The 13,431-nt window shown below is 70.8% G+C and carries 16 protein-coding genes; 8 read left to right on the forward strand and 8 right to left on the reverse strand.

Annotated elements, in window-relative coordinates; all coding sequences use genetic code 11:
• Window positions 1–200: 200 nt before the first annotated feature.
• Window positions 201–1,127: a diacylglycerol/lipid kinase family protein gene (locus tag OHS18_RS23505; RefSeq protein WP_328612431.1), complete on the forward strand. Its 927-nt coding sequence runs from the start codon at window positions 201–203 to the stop codon at window positions 1,125–1,127.
• Between the two features lie 275 nt (window positions 1,128–1,402).
• On the forward strand, window positions 1,403–1,657 hold the full coding sequence (locus OHS18_RS23510; protein WP_247057443.1) for a WhiB family transcriptional regulator: 255 nt from the start codon (window positions 1,403–1,405) through the stop codon (window positions 1,655–1,657).
• Between the two features lie 463 nt (window positions 1,658–2,120).
• Here OHS18_RS23510 and OHS18_RS23515 read toward each other — a convergent pair whose 3' ends face one another.
• Together OHS18_RS23515 and OHS18_RS23520 are read right to left on the reverse strand one after the other, a co-directional pair.
• Entirely contained in the window at window positions 2,121–3,641 is a 1,521-nt protein-coding gene (locus OHS18_RS23515) for a sensor histidine kinase (RefSeq protein WP_328449247.1), read from the reverse strand.
• A 2-nt stretch (window positions 3,642–3,643) separates the two neighbouring features.
• Window positions 3,644–3,856 carry a biotin/lipoyl-binding carrier protein gene (locus tag OHS18_RS23520; RefSeq protein WP_328449246.1) on the reverse strand — a complete coding sequence of 71 codons (213 nt, stop codon included), beginning with the start codon at window positions 3,854–3,856 and terminating at the stop codon, window positions 3,644–3,646.
• 137 nt (window positions 3,857–3,993) lie between these two features.
• Between OHS18_RS23520 and OHS18_RS48580 the strand changes: the two genes are divergently transcribed.
• Window positions 3,994–4,068, forward strand: coding sequence for a 50S ribosomal protein bL37 (locus tag OHS18_RS48580; RefSeq protein ID WP_371827656.1), 75 nt, complete (start codon window positions 3,994–3,996; stop codon window positions 4,066–4,068).
• Between the two features lie 68 nt (window positions 4,069–4,136).
• Here OHS18_RS48580 and rsrA read toward each other — a convergent pair whose 3' ends face one another.
• Both rsrA and OHS18_RS23530 read right to left on the reverse strand, forming a co-directional pair.
• Complete coding sequence (gene rsrA / locus OHS18_RS23525) at window positions 4,137–4,457, reverse strand: mycothiol system anti-sigma-R factor (protein ID WP_323323223.1); 321 nt, start codon at window positions 4,455–4,457, stop codon at window positions 4,137–4,139.
• Window positions 4,454–5,077 (reverse strand): sigma-70 family RNA polymerase sigma factor, encoded by a 624-nt coding sequence (locus tag OHS18_RS23530; protein WP_328449245.1) that lies wholly within the window; start codon window positions 5,075–5,077, stop codon window positions 4,454–4,456. Before OHS18_RS23530 ends, rsrA begins: the two co-directional genes overlap by 4 nt.
• Before the next feature lie 194 nt (window positions 5,078–5,271).
• Here OHS18_RS23530 and ybaK point away from each other — a divergent pair, with 194 nt between their 5' ends.
• Window positions 5,272–5,748, forward strand: a complete 477-nt coding sequence (ybaK, locus tag OHS18_RS23535) for a Cys-tRNA(Pro) deacylase (RefSeq protein WP_328612432.1) — start codon at window positions 5,272–5,274, stop codon at window positions 5,746–5,748.
• 129 nt (window positions 5,749–5,877) lie between these two features.
• Here the strand turns inward: ybaK and OHS18_RS23540 are convergent, their stop codons facing one another.
• On the reverse strand, window positions 5,878–6,486 hold the full coding sequence (locus OHS18_RS23540) for an alpha/beta hydrolase family protein (RefSeq protein WP_328612433.1): 609 nt from the start codon (window positions 6,484–6,486) through the stop codon (window positions 5,878–5,880).
• Window positions 6,483–7,241, reverse strand: coding sequence for an SOS response-associated peptidase (locus OHS18_RS23545; protein ID WP_328449243.1), 759 nt, complete (start codon window positions 7,239–7,241; stop codon window positions 6,483–6,485). Before OHS18_RS23545 ends, OHS18_RS23540 begins: the two co-directional genes overlap by 4 nt.
• A gap of 115 nt (window positions 7,242–7,356) precedes the next feature.
• On the opposite strand from OHS18_RS23545, the gene rsgA reads away from it, so the two are divergent.
• The 4 genes from rsgA to OHS18_RS23565 all read left to right on the forward strand — a co-directional run bounded on the left by rsgA (window position 7,357) and on the right by OHS18_RS23565 (window position 11,127).
• Window positions 7,357–8,379 carry a ribosome small subunit-dependent GTPase A gene (gene rsgA, locus OHS18_RS23550; RefSeq protein ID WP_328449242.1) on the forward strand — a complete coding sequence of 341 codons (1,023 nt, stop codon included), beginning with the start codon at window positions 7,357–7,359 and terminating at the stop codon, window positions 8,377–8,379.
• A gap of 101 nt (window positions 8,380–8,480) precedes the next feature.
• Window positions 8,481–9,377, forward strand: a complete 897-nt coding sequence (locus OHS18_RS23555) for a hypothetical protein (protein ID WP_328449241.1) — start codon at window positions 8,481–8,483, stop codon at window positions 9,375–9,377.
• A 70-nt stretch (window positions 9,378–9,447) separates the two neighbouring features.
• Window positions 9,448–10,212 (forward strand): hypothetical protein, encoded by a 765-nt coding sequence (locus OHS18_RS23560; RefSeq protein WP_328612434.1) that lies wholly within the window; start codon window positions 9,448–9,450, stop codon window positions 10,210–10,212.
• Window positions 10,213–10,263: 51 nt separating this feature from the next.
• Window positions 10,264–11,127 (forward strand): NAD-dependent epimerase/dehydratase family protein, encoded by an 864-nt coding sequence (locus tag OHS18_RS23565; RefSeq protein WP_328612435.1) that lies wholly within the window; start codon window positions 10,264–10,266, stop codon window positions 11,125–11,127.
• Window positions 11,128–11,515: 388 nt separating this feature from the next.
• Here the strand turns inward: OHS18_RS23565 and OHS18_RS23570 are convergent, their stop codons facing one another.
• Complete coding sequence (locus tag OHS18_RS23570; RefSeq protein WP_328449236.1) at window positions 11,516–12,007, reverse strand: DUF6912 family protein; 492 nt, start codon at window positions 12,005–12,007, stop codon at window positions 11,516–11,518.
• The gene (locus OHS18_RS23575) at window positions 12,004–13,410 is read right to left on the reverse strand and encodes a WS/DGAT/MGAT family O-acyltransferase (protein ID WP_328449235.1); all 1,407 of its coding nucleotides are present in this window, start codon (window positions 13,408–13,410) and stop codon (window positions 12,004–12,006) included. Before OHS18_RS23575 ends, OHS18_RS23570 begins: the two co-directional genes overlap by 4 nt.
• Window positions 13,411–13,431 lie beyond the last annotated feature (21 nt).

Raw genomic sequence — 13,431 nt, forward strand, 5'->3', positions numbered from 1 at the left:
TCGAAAATTCAGGTGTCGTCGATGAGCGGGCGGTCGGCCCGGGTGCACTTGTCACGACGAGCGGACAACTCGTCACGCGAAGGAGGGCCGCCCGGCACAGGGTCACAGGTGCTGTTCGGAGCGTTGCCGGACCGGTGCTTCCGGTCACCTTGCGCCGCTGAGAGGTTCTCGGGGCGGTGGGCGTCACCTACCCTGCGGTAGTGCGCGCAATCCTCGTCGTGAACCCCCAGGCCACCTCGACCACCGCCGGTGGCCGGGACGTCCTGGCCCACGCGCTCGCCAGCCAGGTCAAGCTCGACGTCGTCGAAACCGACTACCGCGGCCACGCGATGGCCGTCGCGCGCTCGGCCGCGCGGGACGGGATCGACCTGGTCGTGGCCCACGGCGGCGACGGCACGGTCAACGAGGTCGTCAACGGCCTGCTGGCCGACGCCGACGGAGATCCCACCCAGATCGGGCGCGTTCCGGCCCTAGGTGTCGTGCCCGGTGGTTCGGCCAACGTGTTCGCCCGCGCTCTCGGTATTTCGGCCGATCCCGTCGAGGCCACCCACCAGCTGCTCAACGCGCTGGAGAACGACCGCTCGCACCGCGTCGGGCTCGGCTTGGCCGACGGGCACTGGTTCACCTTCAACTCCGGCCTCGGCTGGGACGCCGACGTCGTCGGCCGCGTCGCGAAGCGCCGGGGCAAGCAAACGACCGCCGGCCTCTACATGAGGGCCGCCGTCCGCTCCTACTTCCGGCCGCCGCTGGGCCGGCCGGCCCTCACGATCCGGATCCCGGGTGAGGAACCCGCCGAAGCGTTGACCGCTTTCGTGTCGAACACCGATCCGTGGAGTTACCTGGGCGAGCGTCCGGTCCACCTCAACCCGGGTTGCTCGTTCGAGACGGGATTGGGCCTGTTCGCGTTGAACGGTCTGGGGTTGCCCACGGTGTTCAAGCATGTACGCCGTGCTTTGGCTACGAAGAGCAACCAAAAAGGCAAACGTCTCGTGCGTCACGACGACCTGCCGATGATCCGCATCGACGCAGCTGAACCGGTAAACTTCCAGGTGGACGGCGACCTCGTCGGCCAGCGGACCAGAGTGGAGTTCTTCAGCGTCCCGGATGCACTCACAGTGATCGTGTGACGACGGGACAGCTGATCGCCTGCGGCAAAGTGCAATCTGCCGTTCGTCGACCCAGAAGCTCCACTCACCGCATCAGCCTTCCCTTCGGGCGGCTGTTTCGGAGAGAAACCGCAGGTCAGACGTGTCGCTCAGCCGGGTGAGCTGACTCACCGATCTTCAAGAAACACTTGTCCAACGCAGTGCTTCGTGAAAGCATTCACAAGCACCCAAGAACACGACCGCCATGACGACTGTGGCGCGGCTCTCTCCCGCGCCATATGAAGGAGCTCACGAACATGGACTGGCGCCACGACGCGGCCTGCCGAGACGAGGACCCCGAGCTGTTCTTCCCGGTGGGAACCAGCGGTCCTGCTCTGTCGCAGGTTAGTCAGGCCAAGGCCGTGTGCCACCGCTGCACCGTCGCATCCGACTGCTTGGCCTGGGCTCTGGCCAGCGGTCAGGACGCCGGCGTGTGGGGCGGCATGAGCGAGGACGAGCGACGCGCAGTCAAGCGCCGCCGCACGCACATCGGCACGCGTACCAACGCCTGATTTTTCATCCAGCTACATCGCATCAAGCTACACCCGAGCCACGTAGGCGATTCGCCCGGGCTGGCACCGTTGTGTCCAGGCCTTCTGGGGTGATACCTACCCGGCTCCAGCTTAACAAGTGGGGTGAAACCACCCGGCGACGGGTGCGGTGAAACCTCACCAGGACTTCAAGTCCTCCCGCGAGACGCTGAACGGCCCGGCACCTGCACCCAGGTGCCGGGCCTTCATCGTGTCGTCCCCCCATTCACGCGTGATGTCCCTTCACTCACGCGAAATCCGCACCCGATCACGCCGTCGACGGAAAAATGCCCGGTGTTGATCATCGCGAAACCCACCCGATCGAGCGGGAGGGCCGTTTCAAAGCAATTGATTCAAACCAAGCGCGGGGCCACCGGTCGTGAGGGGCACCTTCAGGGCTTATATGTCCCTGAGGGTGCCCCTCACGACATTCGGTGTCTGCAGTTCAAAGACGGCGGGAAAGCGGAATCCGCAGCGCCGCTTCCGTCCCGGTCGCCCGGGTCGCCGACGCCTCCGCGCGCACCTTCCGCAGGGAAAGCGAGCCGCGCAGCTCCGACTCCACCAGGGTGCGGACGATCTGCAGCCCCAGGCCGTCGGACCGCTCCAGCGAGAACCCCGCGGGCAGGCCGCGGCCGTTGTCGCGGATGACGACGTCCAGCCAGCGCGCCGAGCGCTCCACGATCAGCTCGACCTTGCCCGACCGGCCGGCCGGGAAGGCGTGCTCGATGGCGTTCTGCACCAGTTCGGCCAGCACCATCACCAGCGGCGTCGCGATTTCCGCGACGACCACCCCGAACGAGCCCTTGCGCGACAGCCCGACCTGCGATTCGGCCGTCGCGACCTCGCCCACCATCGGCAGCACGTTGTCGAGCAGCTTGTCGAGGTCGACGCGCTCGTCGACCGAGATGGACAGCGCCTCGTGGACCAGCGCGATCGACGTCACGCGCCGCACCGACTCGGCGAGCGCGAGCCGCGCCTCCTCCGACGACGTCCGCCGGGACTGCAGGCGCAGCAGCGCCGCCACCGTCTGCAGGTTGTTCTTCACCCGGTGGTGGATCTCGCGGATCGTCGCGTCCTTCGACAGCAACGCGCGGTCACGCCGTTTCACCTCGGTGACGTCGCGGACGAGCACCAGCGCGCCCGCCGCCTGCCCGGCCGGGCGCAGCGGCAGCGCGCGGAACAGCACCACGGCACCGCGCCGTGAATCGGCCTCGGTGCGGCTCGACGGCTTCCCGTCGAGGGCCTCGATGATCCGGTGCGACACCTCGGTCGCGTCGAACGGGTCGCGGATCAGCGACCGCGTCAGCGGCGCCAGGCGCGTGCCGACCAGGTCGGACTCGTGCCCCATCCGGTGGTAGGCGGACAGGCCGTTCGGGCTGGCGAACACGACCGTGCCGCTCGAATCGAGGCGGATCAGGCCGTCGCCCACCCGCGGTGACGTGTGGGTGTCGGTCGCGTTGGTGCCGCTCGGCGGGAACGTGCCGTCGACGATCATCTGGCACAGGTCGCCGGCGCTGCCCAGGTACGCGATCTCCAACGGCGAAGGCACCCGCGGCGCGGCCAGGTTCGTCTCGCGGCTCATCACGGCGACGACGTCGTCGTGGAAGCGCACGGGGATCGCCTCGCGGCGCATCGGCAGGTCGCGGTACCAGTGCGGGTCTTCTTCGCGGCAGATCCGGACGTCGCGCATGGCCTTCGCCAGCTGCGGGTGCTCCTGGACCGTGAACCGCGTGCCGACGACGTCCTCGGGGTGCGCGGTCGGCGCCGTCGTCGGGCGTGCGTGCGCGACGCACACGAAGTCGCCGCCGTCGGGCTGCAGTTCTTCGACCACCGGGACCCAGAGCAGGAAGTCCGCGAAGGACAGGTCGGCCAGCAGCTGCCATTCGGCGACGACGGTCTGGAGGTGGTCCGCGGCCTCCCCGGGGAGGCCGGTGTTGTCGGCGAGCAGTTCGGCGAGCGTCGACACGGTTACTCGACCGTCCCGAGGACGTCGCCCTGCTGGACGCGGTCGCCCTTCGCCACGGCGAGGCTGGTCAGCGTGCCCGCCTTTTCGCTCACGGCAGGCAGCTCCATCTTCATCGACTCCAGGATCAGCACGGTGTCACCCGCGTTCAGCGTGGTGCCCGGCTCCGCGACGACCTGGAGCACGGTGCCGACCATTTCGGCCCTGATCTCGGCCATCGACGCCCCTCCTCGCTCTTCGCCGGACCACCCCATCCAACCAGAACGGGACGTCATGACACACTTGAGAGGTTGCCCCCCGCCCGGCAGGCGCCAGCGCCGCGGCCGTGGCCACTTTTTGACGACGAGGAGTAATCATGTCGAAGCGCGCTCGCAAGCGTCGCAGCCGGAAGAAGAACAGCGCGAACCACGGCGGTAAGCCCAACTCCTGAATCCCGGCGTCGGCACGCAAAAGGCCCCCGCACTCCTGCGCGGGGGCCTTCGTCGTGCTCGGGCGCTTCTATTCGGAGCGCTGCTCGATGCTGATCTCGGTGCGCTCGACCGTCACCCCGCCGCGTGACGCGACGGTCTGGCGGATCGACGCGCGCAGCCGGGTCTTCAGCTCGTCCGGGGCCAAGTCGCCGCCGCACTTGCGGTGCAGCAGCTGCTTGATGTGCTCGTCGATGCCGTACTCCTCGAGGCACGGCGGGCAGTCGTCGATGTGCTGGCGGAGCGCGGCGTCCCGCTCCGGGCTGCACTCGCGGTCGAGGAGCAGGTAGATGTCGGCGAGCGCTTCTTCGCACCGGACCTTGTCGGACGCGCCTTCGCACATGTCGTTCATCGCCCGGCCACCTCTTCCTTGGCACCCCGGATGAACCCGCGCTCGCGAGCGACGTCGGCGAGCAGGTCACGCAGCTGGGCGCGCCCGCGGTGCAAACGGGACATCACGGTGCCGATGGGGGTGTCCATGATCTCGGCGATCTCCTTGTAGGCGAAGCCCTCGACGTCGGCCAGGTAGACGGCCAGCCGGAACTCCTCGGGCAGCTTCTGCAGGGCGGCCTTGACGTCGGTGTCGGGGAGGTTGTCCATCGCCTCCACCTCGGCCGACCGCAGCCCGCTCGAGGTGTGGGCCTCGGCCTTGGCGATCTGCCAGTCCGTGATCTCCTCGGTGGGCTGCTGGACCGGCTGCCGCTGCCGCTTGCGGTAGCCGTTGATGTAGGTGTTGGTCAGGATGCGGTACATCCAGGCCTTGAGGTTCGTGCCGGCCTTGAACGACGCGAAGGCGGCGTACGCCTTCAGGTAGGTCTCCTGGACCAGGTCCTCGGCGTCGGCGGGGTTGCGGGTCATCCGCATCGCGGCCGAGTACAGCTGGTCGAGCAGGGGCATGGCGTCCCGTTCGAAGCGCTCTGCGCGCTCCGCCTCGGTCGCTTCTTCCGGCGCTGAACTCTGCGTGCTCGGCAAACCGTTCCCTTCCCGCTCGGCGTCGATGCGCGTGTACGCATACGGCGACGTCGAGTTTACGCGGGGGCCGGGCACACCGCGGGTCGCCGGTGCCTCAGGGCGGCGGCTGCTGCGAGAGCGTGTGGTGGCGAGGGTTGTGGTCACGTCCCGTACAACCGACCGGACTACCCGGGCATTCCCTAGACTTCCGTGCCATGGCTGGCAAGGGCACCCCGGCGACCGCGCTCCTGACGAAGCAGAAGGTGGCGCACACGCTGCACGCGTACGACCACGATCCGCGCGCCGAGTCGTTCGGCCTGGAGGCCGTCGAGGCCCTGGGGCTGGACCGCGCGCGGGTGTTCAAGACCCTGGTGGCGGAGGTCGACGGCAAGCTGACGGTGGGCGTGGTCCCGGTCACCGGCCAGCTGGACCTGAAGGGCCTGGCGGCCGCGGCGGGTGGCAAGAAGGCGAAGATGGCGGACCCGTCGGCCGCCCAGCGGGCGACGGGGTACGTGCTGGGCGGGATCTCACCGCTGGGCCACCGCAGCCGGCTGCCGGTGGTGATCGACGCGTCGGCGGAGAAGTTCGAGACGGTGTTCTGCTCGGCCGGGCGGCGGGGGCTGGAGGTAGAGCTGGCACCCGGCGAGCTGATCCGGCTGACGGGCGCCGTGGTGGCACCGATCGCGGCCTGACCTGCACTGCACCACCAGCCTGCGTAACCCCACCCGTCCCGGGGGCCGGCCCCTCGCGGCCCGAACTCCGGTAGCCGACGATGGAGGATTCGGGGGCGTCGGACGTCCCGGATCCTCCATCAACGACCTTCAGCCCAGCGGGCGCAGCACCCGGGACAACCACTCGGTCGCCGCGCGGGAGACCGTTTCCAGGTCCTTGCCCAGGCTGTGGTCGCCGTCCACCAGCACCAGCTCCTGGTGCGCTCCCACCTTCGGGCGGCCGAACGGGTCGCGCTCCCCCTGGATCACCAGTGTCGGGACCTCGACCGCGTCGAACTCCGGCTGGCGGGTCTTCTCCGGGCGGCCCGGCGGGTGCTCGGGGAACGCCAGGCACAGCACCGCGACCGCCTGGCCGGCCGACGCCGTCCGGCAGGCCACCCGGGCGCCCGAGGAGCGGCCGCCGAAGACGAACGGGAGGCCGTCGAAGCGCTCCGACAGCTCGTCGGCGATCGTCAGCCAGGCCGCGTCCAGCTGGTTCGCCGGGGCCGGCGCGCGGCGGCCCGCGACCTTGTACGGCTGTTCGACGAGCGCCACGTGCACGCCGGCCGCGGTCGCCGCGCGCGTCACCGCGACCAGGTCCTTCGCGCCGAGGCCGCCACCCGCGCCGTGGCCGAGCATCAGCACCGCCACGCCTTCCTCGGCGCAGTGCAGGTAGACCCGGGCCGGGCCGTACGCGGTTTCGATCGGCAGGGCGGTCATGACTTCGGCGCGTCGAAGAGGGCGGCTTCGTGCTGCGGGTCGACGCGGTCGAGCAGTTCGGGCCCGTTGTTGCGGACGTTGTTCACCATGCTCGACACCGGCCGCAGCTCCAGCGACTCGACGATGTCCTCGGGTGTGGGCACCAGCAGGTCGGTGACGTCGTCGCGGTCCGGGTCCAGCCAGCCGTCCCAGTGGGACTGGGGAACGATCAGCGGCATCCGGTGGTGGACGTCGGTGAGCTGCCCGGCCGCGTCGGTCGTGATGATCGAGAACGTGATCAGCGGCGCCGCGTTCTCGTCGTCCTTCGGGTGCCAGCTCTCCCAGATCCCGCCGAACGCGAGCGACGCGTCGCCGGGGCCGGTCATGTAGAACGGCTCCTTCTCCTTGCCCGTGCGGCGCCACTCGAACCAGCCGTCGGCGGGCACCAGGCAGCGGCGGGACACCAGCGCGCGGCGGAACGCCGGCTTCTCGGCGGCCGTCTCGGCGCGCGTGTTGATCATCCGCGAGCCGACGGACGGGTCCTTGGCCCAGAACGGCACCAGGCCCCACTTCATCAGCCGCAGCGAGCGCTCGGCGGGTTCGCCGGAGAGGACCTGGCCCTCGTCGTCGCGCGGGTGCCGCTGCACGACGGTGACCACGTTCTTGGTCGGCGCCACGTTGTGGTCGGTCCGAGCCCGGCCTTCGGTGAGGTCGATCGCCTCGAACTCCTCGATCAGCTTCGCCGGGTCCTTCGTGGCGGCGTAGCGGCCGCACATGGCCAACCTCCTCGTCCGGACATTGCCTGACGACGCCATCGTTACACGCAGGCCAGGGCCCTGGCGAGCGGCATGGGATCATTCGGGTGGCACCGGTGCACAGGAGGCGGACGGTTTGACGCGGAACGACTGGAGCAAGCTGGACGAGTCCGACGTCCGCGTCCGCCCCGGCAAGGGCACCCGGCCCCGCAGCAAGCGCCGTCCCGAGCACGCCGACGCCGTCTCCGCGATGGTCATCGGCAAGGACCGCGGGCGCTGGACCTGCGCGATCGAGGCCGATCCCGGCCGGGTGATCACCACGATGCGCGCCCGCGAGATGGGCCGCACGCCAGTGGTGGTCGGCGACCGGGTCGGGGTGGTCGGCGACGTCTCCGGCAAGCCCGACACCCTCGCGCGCATCATCCGCGTCGACGAGCGCACCAGCTCCCTGCTGCGCACGGCCGACGACACCGACCCGTTCGAGCGGCTGGTCGTCGCCAACGCCGAGCGCCTGCTGATCGTCACCGCGCTGGCCGACCCGCCGCCGCGGACCGGGTTCATCGACCGCTGCATCGTCGCCTGCTACGCGGGTGGCGTCGAGCCGGTGCTGTGCCTGACGAAGGCCGACCTGGCCAGCCCGGACGAGCTCCTCGCGGGGTACGCGGGCCTCGACATCCCGGCGATCGTCTCCCGTCACGACGAAACTCCCGAAGGCCTCGCCGGGATGCTGAAAGACCGCGTGACGGCGCTGGTCGGGCACTCCGGCGTCGGCAAGTCCACCCTGGTCAACCGCCTGGTCCCGGACGCCGACCTGGCCGTGGGCGTGGTGAGCGGGGTCGGGAAGGGGCGGCACACGTCCGTCGCCGCGGTGGCGCTGCCGCTGCCGGACGGCGGCTGGGTGATCGACACCCCGGGCGTCCGGTCGTTCGGGCTGGCCCACGTGACCGCGGACGACATCGTCGACGCCTTCGAGGAGTTCGCCGCGGCCGCCGAGGAGTGCCCGTCGGGCTGCGGGCACCTCGGGCCGCCGGAGGATCCGGACTGCGCGCTCGACGACGTCGTCACCGACGGCCAGGCGGGGGCCGAGCGGCTCGCGTCCCTGCGGCGCCTGCTGGCCTCGCGCGGCGGTCTCGATGTGACGCGCCCCACGGAATCCTGAGACAACCGGGAACCGGCTCCGCATCGTCATCGTCACATCGGTAACCAATCACCCGATCAGGCGATATGCCGAGCGGAAGATCCGACTCTGAGGGGATTCGAATGCGCAAGACCACCCTGGTCGCCGCGGGCGCCGCACTGGTGCTCACGCTGACGGCGTGCAGCGGCAACTCCGCCACCGGCACGGCCCAGCCCGCCGGCGCGGGCAGCCAGTCCCAGGCCGACGGCGGCAGCGGCCTCGCCTCGCCGTTCACCGACGCCATCCAGCTGGCCTCGGCGTCCAAGCAGGGCACCGCGAAGTCGAAGTCGGCGAAGTTCACCATGGAGGGCTCCGCCGCGGGCCAGACCGTGAACGCGACCGGTGCGATGGCCATGGACGGCGCGAACACCAAGTTCTCGATGACCAGCACCGCGGCCGGCGAGACCACCGAGATGCGCATGGTCGACAAGGTCATGTACATCAAGCTGCCCGCCGAGCAGCGGAAGCAGATGGGCACCGACAAGTCGTGGGCCAAGATCTCGGCCGACGGCACCGACCCGATCTCGCAGGCGATGGGGAGCGCGCTGTCGCAGTCGGCGGAGCAGAGTGACCCGAGCAAGATCCTGGAGCAGGTGTCCAAGGCCGGCCGGATCATCTCGTCCGACCAGACCGAGCTGAACGGCCAGCAGGTCAACCACTACAAGGTCGAGCTCGACGTCGCCAAGTCGGTCGAGCAGTTCACCGACCAGGTCCCGGCCGCGGCCCGCGACAAGCTCACCGAGATGCTCAAGGGCAAGGACATCAAGATCCCGGCCGAGCTGTGGCTGGACAAGGACAACCTGCCGGTGCAGGTCACCATGGACCAGGGCCCGATGATGCAGGCGCTGGGCGCGCCCGGCGCGGGCGACTCGAAGTTCACGATGAAGTACAGCGACTGGGGCACCACCGTCGACGTGGCGGCCCCGCCGGCCGACCAGGTCGTCGACCTCGGCGAGCTGATGAAGAACGGTGGCCGCTGACCAGCAGCGACTGTGCGTAGCAGCGGCTCCCCCGAACGGGTTCGGGGGAGCCGCTGTGTTTGTGTGTGCCATGCGCAAAGCCGCCGCCGTGCTGCTGCTCGCCCTGCTCGCCGGTGCGTGCTCCCCCGCCTCGCCACCGCCGGCGTTCGGTGACGCGCGGGCACTGGCCGACGCCGCGACGGCGGCCACCACTAGCGGCGGGTCGGCGAAGTTCGCCACGGACGTCGCCGTCGGCTCGGTCCGGTCGAAGGGGCAGGGCCAGGCGCGGTTCGGCGCCGGCGGGACGTCCCAGGTGCTGACGACCGACTTCATCGGCGAGCCGATGGAGCTGCGGCTGGTGGCCGGGAAGCTGTACGCGAAGGTGCCGGAGGGCTCACGCGACCAGGTCGGCAGCGGGAAGCCGTGGGTCGAGGTGGCCCCGGACGGCACCGACCCGTTCTCGCAGGTGCTCGGCGGCAGCCTCGGGCAGCTGGCGGCGCAGAACGACCCGGCGCACACGCTGGGCGAGATCGCCGCGGCGGGCACGATCGTCTCGGCCGAGCGCACCGACCTCGGCGGGACCGGCGCGGAGCACTACCGCGTCGACCTCGACCTGGCGAAGCTCGGCGCCGACCTGCCCGCGGGCCTCTCCGCGGACGAGGTGGGGCAGCTGGGCGGCAAGTTCCCGGTCGAGCTCTGGCTCGACGACGCGCACCGGCCGCTGCAGATCGTGTTCGACCTGTCGCCGATCCTGCCGGGCTCGGGCGCGAAGATCACCACCCGCTACACGGAGTGGGGCGGCCCGGTCGACGTCCAGGCGCCGCCGCCGGACCAAGTGGGGACGCTCACACCGTAGTCACGTTCTCCGCGGCCGCCTCGTCCACGCGTGGACGAAGGGAGTCAGGACATGCGGGTGATGGTGATCGGGGCGACGGGCGTGCTGGGCGTCCCGGCGGTGGCACGGCTGCTGGAGGCCGGCCACGAGGTGAGCGGGCTGGCCCGCACCGCGGACCGGGTGACTGCGGTCGAGGCGACGGGCGCGAAGCCGGTCGTCGGCGACCTGTTCGACGCGGCGTCGCTGGCCACGGCGCTGCGAGGGCACGACGCGGTCGTCAACCTGGCGACGCGCATCCCGGGCCCGCGCGAGATGACGCGCAAGGCGGCCTGGGCGCCGAACGACCGCGTCCGGCTGCAGGGCAGCGCGTCGCTGGCGGCGGCGGTCCGCCGGGTGGACGAGCTGCGCATCGTGGTCCAGGAGGGCATCTCGTTCGTCTACGCGGACGGCGGCGACCACGAACTGGACGAGGACGCGCCGCTGCGCCCCCGAGGTGTGACGGCGTCTTCGGTGCGGGCACACGCGAACGTGGCCGAGCTGGAGGCCTCGGGGCGGACGGTGATCCGCCTGCGCATCGCGAACCTGGTGGGCGGCGACGCCGTCATGCCCCCGATGGTCCTCGGAGCACGCAAGGACTGGGCAACGGCGATCCACCCGCTGGACGCGGCGGCGGGTGCGGTGGCTTCGCTGGAGGCGCCCTCGGGGGTCTACAACGTGGGTGCGACGCCGGTGACCAAGGAACGGCTGGGCCAGGCGCTGGCCGACGCCGCGGGGGTCCGGAAAGCGCGGGTGGTGCCGAAGTGGCTGGCGTCGCGGCTGTCGCTGGCGGAGCCGATGGCCCGCTCGCAGCGGGTGGTGTCACGGAAGCTCGCGGAGGCGACCGGCTGGCGGTGCGAGCTGCCGGTGCCGGGCCCGGAGTGGTTCGGGACGCACTGAGGGGTGCCGGCTGACGTGGTGGCCGTTCTCGCCCTCGTCGCGCCCCGCTCGGATGGCGACTTCGCGGGGCAACGGCCGGCACGCCGGCTGGGGCAGCTGACCTGCAAGCCACGCCGAGCCCGAAAGCCGTGAAGGCCTCCTTCACGGCTTTCCGGGCGCGAGCGGGAAGGCATGCGTACCGAATCCGACTTCGCCGGCGCCCGGACTGATTCGAGACGCGCTGAGAGTTTCGGGGCCTGGGCCGGAAAAGACCGGCCCCCGCCCTGTCCCTGGGGGGCGTGCCCAGCTCCAGTCTACCGGCCACCCCCGACCGAAACCCCTGATCAGCCCACCAGGGCCGCAGTTGTCCACATGCACACAAGCCTGTGGACAACTCGCGTCGGGAGGGTCAGAGCAGCTCCAGCAGGAACGGCAGTTCCTGCGGCGCGTACCAAGCCAGCTCGTGGTCCTCCGCGTCGCCCAGGATGAACTCCGCGTCCAGGTCTCCGAGGTCGGCCGCGTCGATCACCCCGGCCGCCGCCGAGACCGCGTCCGCCGCTTCCGGGCTGTCCACGTGGACCGCCGCCACCGCGGACAGCGGGATCGGGCCGCCGATGCGGACCACCGGGGCGTCCAGGTCGGGGCGCAGGGTGATGCCCTCGACGTCCGCCGACACCACCACCCGGCGGGGTTCGCCCTTCTCCTCCGCCGCGATCAGGCGCAGCGAAGCGCGAGCCGCGTCGAGGAGCGCCGCGTACTCGAGCTCCTCGTCCGATCCGCTCACGTACGCCTCGCGCAGCGCCGGGGTCAGCGCGAACGCCGTCCCGTTGCGCGCCCGGAACTCCCCCGACGATTCCAGGTCGCGAAGCATCGCGATGGTCGCAGGCAGATAGACCCTCACCAGTGCGCACCCTTCAGCTCTTCCAAGGATTCTTCGATCATCCCGGCCAGCAGGTCGACGTCGAACGCGGCCTTGCGGTCGCCGTTGAGTCCGAAGTAGACACCGCCGTGGTACGACGTCACCCCGATCGCCAGCGCCTGGGTGCGCATCAGCGGCATCACCGGGAACATCTCGACCAGTCTCGCCTCTCCCGCGTACATCGGCATCTGCGGGCCCGGCGAATTGGTCACCATGACGTTGAAGATCCGTCCGGACAACGACCCCGCCGCTCGCGCGCCGAGGGAATGCAGGGTAGCCGGGGCGAAGCCGCCGACCTTGAGCAGGCCGCGCGCGGCGACCGAGCGGCCCGAGTCGAGGTGCTCGGTCATCGCGTGGCCGATGTGCTGCAGCCGCAGCACCGGGTTCGGCTCGCCCACCGGCAGGTCGACCAGGTACGCGGCCACCTGGTTGCCGACCAGGGCCGGCGTCGAGTACTCCGCCGTCTCGGCGTCGCGCACCGCCATCGGGGCCAGCGCCCGCACCGTCGCGTCCGGGGTCAGCGTCTCCTCGCGCGACAGCAGCCACTCGCGCAACGCGCCGGTGATGGCCGCGAGGACGACGTCGTTGACCGTGCCGCCGTGCTCCGCGCGGATCTTCCGGAAGTCCTCGAGCCGCGTGCGGACCACCGAGAACACCCGCCCGCCGGACACCCGGACGTTCAGCGGCCCCGGCGGCGCCGGGTTGACCAGCGTGCGCAGCGCCGCCGCCATCCCGCCGACGGTCTCGGCGAACTTGCCGGCCGCCGCGGCCGCGTCGTTCGCCGCCGACCGGACGTTCTCCACGACCTCGCCCGGCCGCTGGACGCCTTCGCTGACCGCGTCGAGCACCAGCTGGGTGCGGCTCGGCTCGCGCCGCGGCGTCCAGATGTCCTCGAACGGCTCCGGCTCGGCCGGGGTCGGGTCGAGGATGAGCTGGCCGAGCTCGATCGTGCCGACACCGTCCACAACGGACTGGTGGGTCTTGGTGACCAGCGCGATCCGGTCGCCGGAGAGGCCCTCGATGAAGTACGCCTCCCAGAGCGGCCGCTCCGGCGCCAGCCGCCGCGACATCAGCCGCGCCACCAGGTCGAACAGCTGGTCGTCACTGCCCGGCTGGGGCAGCGCCGAGCGCCGGACGTGGTAGTTCAGGTCGAAGTCGACGTCGTCCACCCACACCGGCCGCGCCAGGTGACCGGGCACCTCCGCCACGCGCTGCCGGTACCGCGGCAGGTACGCCAGCCGCGCCCCCACCAGGTCGAGCAGCTGCGCGTAGCTGAACCCGGAGCGCGGTCGTTCGAAGATCGCCACCCCGCCGACGTGCATCGGCGTCGCGTGGTCCTCGACGTAGAGGAACGAGGCGTCCAGCGCGGAAAGGCGGTCGGGCATGGGCCGATCCTTACACAATGC

This window comes from Amycolatopsis sp. NBC_00355 (assembly GCF_036104975.1).
In the GTDB taxonomy this organism is placed as follows: Bacteria; Actinomycetota; Actinomycetes; order Mycobacteriales; family Pseudonocardiaceae; genus Amycolatopsis.

What these genes read in the sequence shown, in the direction of transcription:
- OHS18_RS23510 (WP_247057443.1), top strand. Translation starts at nt 1,403, where the DNA reads ATGGACTGGCGCCACGACGCGGCCTGCCGAGACGAGGACCCCGAGCTG.
- OHS18_RS23545 (WP_328449243.1), bottom strand. Translation starts at nt 7,241, where the DNA reads ATGTGCGGCCGCTACGCCGCCACGAAGGACCCGGCGAAGCTGATCGAG.
- rsrA (WP_323323223.1), bottom strand. Translation starts at nt 4,457, where the DNA reads ATGAACGACATGTGCGAAGGCGCGTCCGACAAGGTCCGGTGCGAAGAA.
- ybaK (WP_328612432.1), top strand. Translation starts at nt 5,272, where the DNA reads ATGGCTGGCAAGGGCACCCCGGCGACCGCGCTCCTGACGAAGCAGAAG.
- OHS18_RS23520 (WP_328449246.1), bottom strand. Translation starts at nt 3,856, where the DNA reads ATGGCCGAGATCAGGGCCGAAATGGTCGGCACCGTGCTCCAGGTCGTC.
- OHS18_RS23565 (WP_328612435.1), top strand. Translation starts at nt 10,264, where the DNA reads ATGCGGGTGATGGTGATCGGGGCGACGGGCGTGCTGGGCGTCCCGGCG.
- OHS18_RS23540 (WP_328612433.1), bottom strand. Translation starts at nt 6,486, where the DNA reads ATGACCGCCCTGCCGATCGAAACCGCGTACGGCCCGGCCCGGGTCTAC.
- OHS18_RS23560 (WP_328612434.1), top strand. Translation starts at nt 9,448, where the DNA reads ATGCGCAAAGCCGCCGCCGTGCTGCTGCTCGCCCTGCTCGCCGGTGCG.
- OHS18_RS23575 (WP_328449235.1), bottom strand. Translation starts at nt 13,410, where the DNA reads ATGCCCGACCGCCTTTCCGCGCTGGACGCCTCGTTCCTCTACGTCGAG.
- OHS18_RS23555 (WP_328449241.1), top strand. Translation starts at nt 8,481, where the DNA reads ATGCGCAAGACCACCCTGGTCGCCGCGGGCGCCGCACTGGTGCTCACG.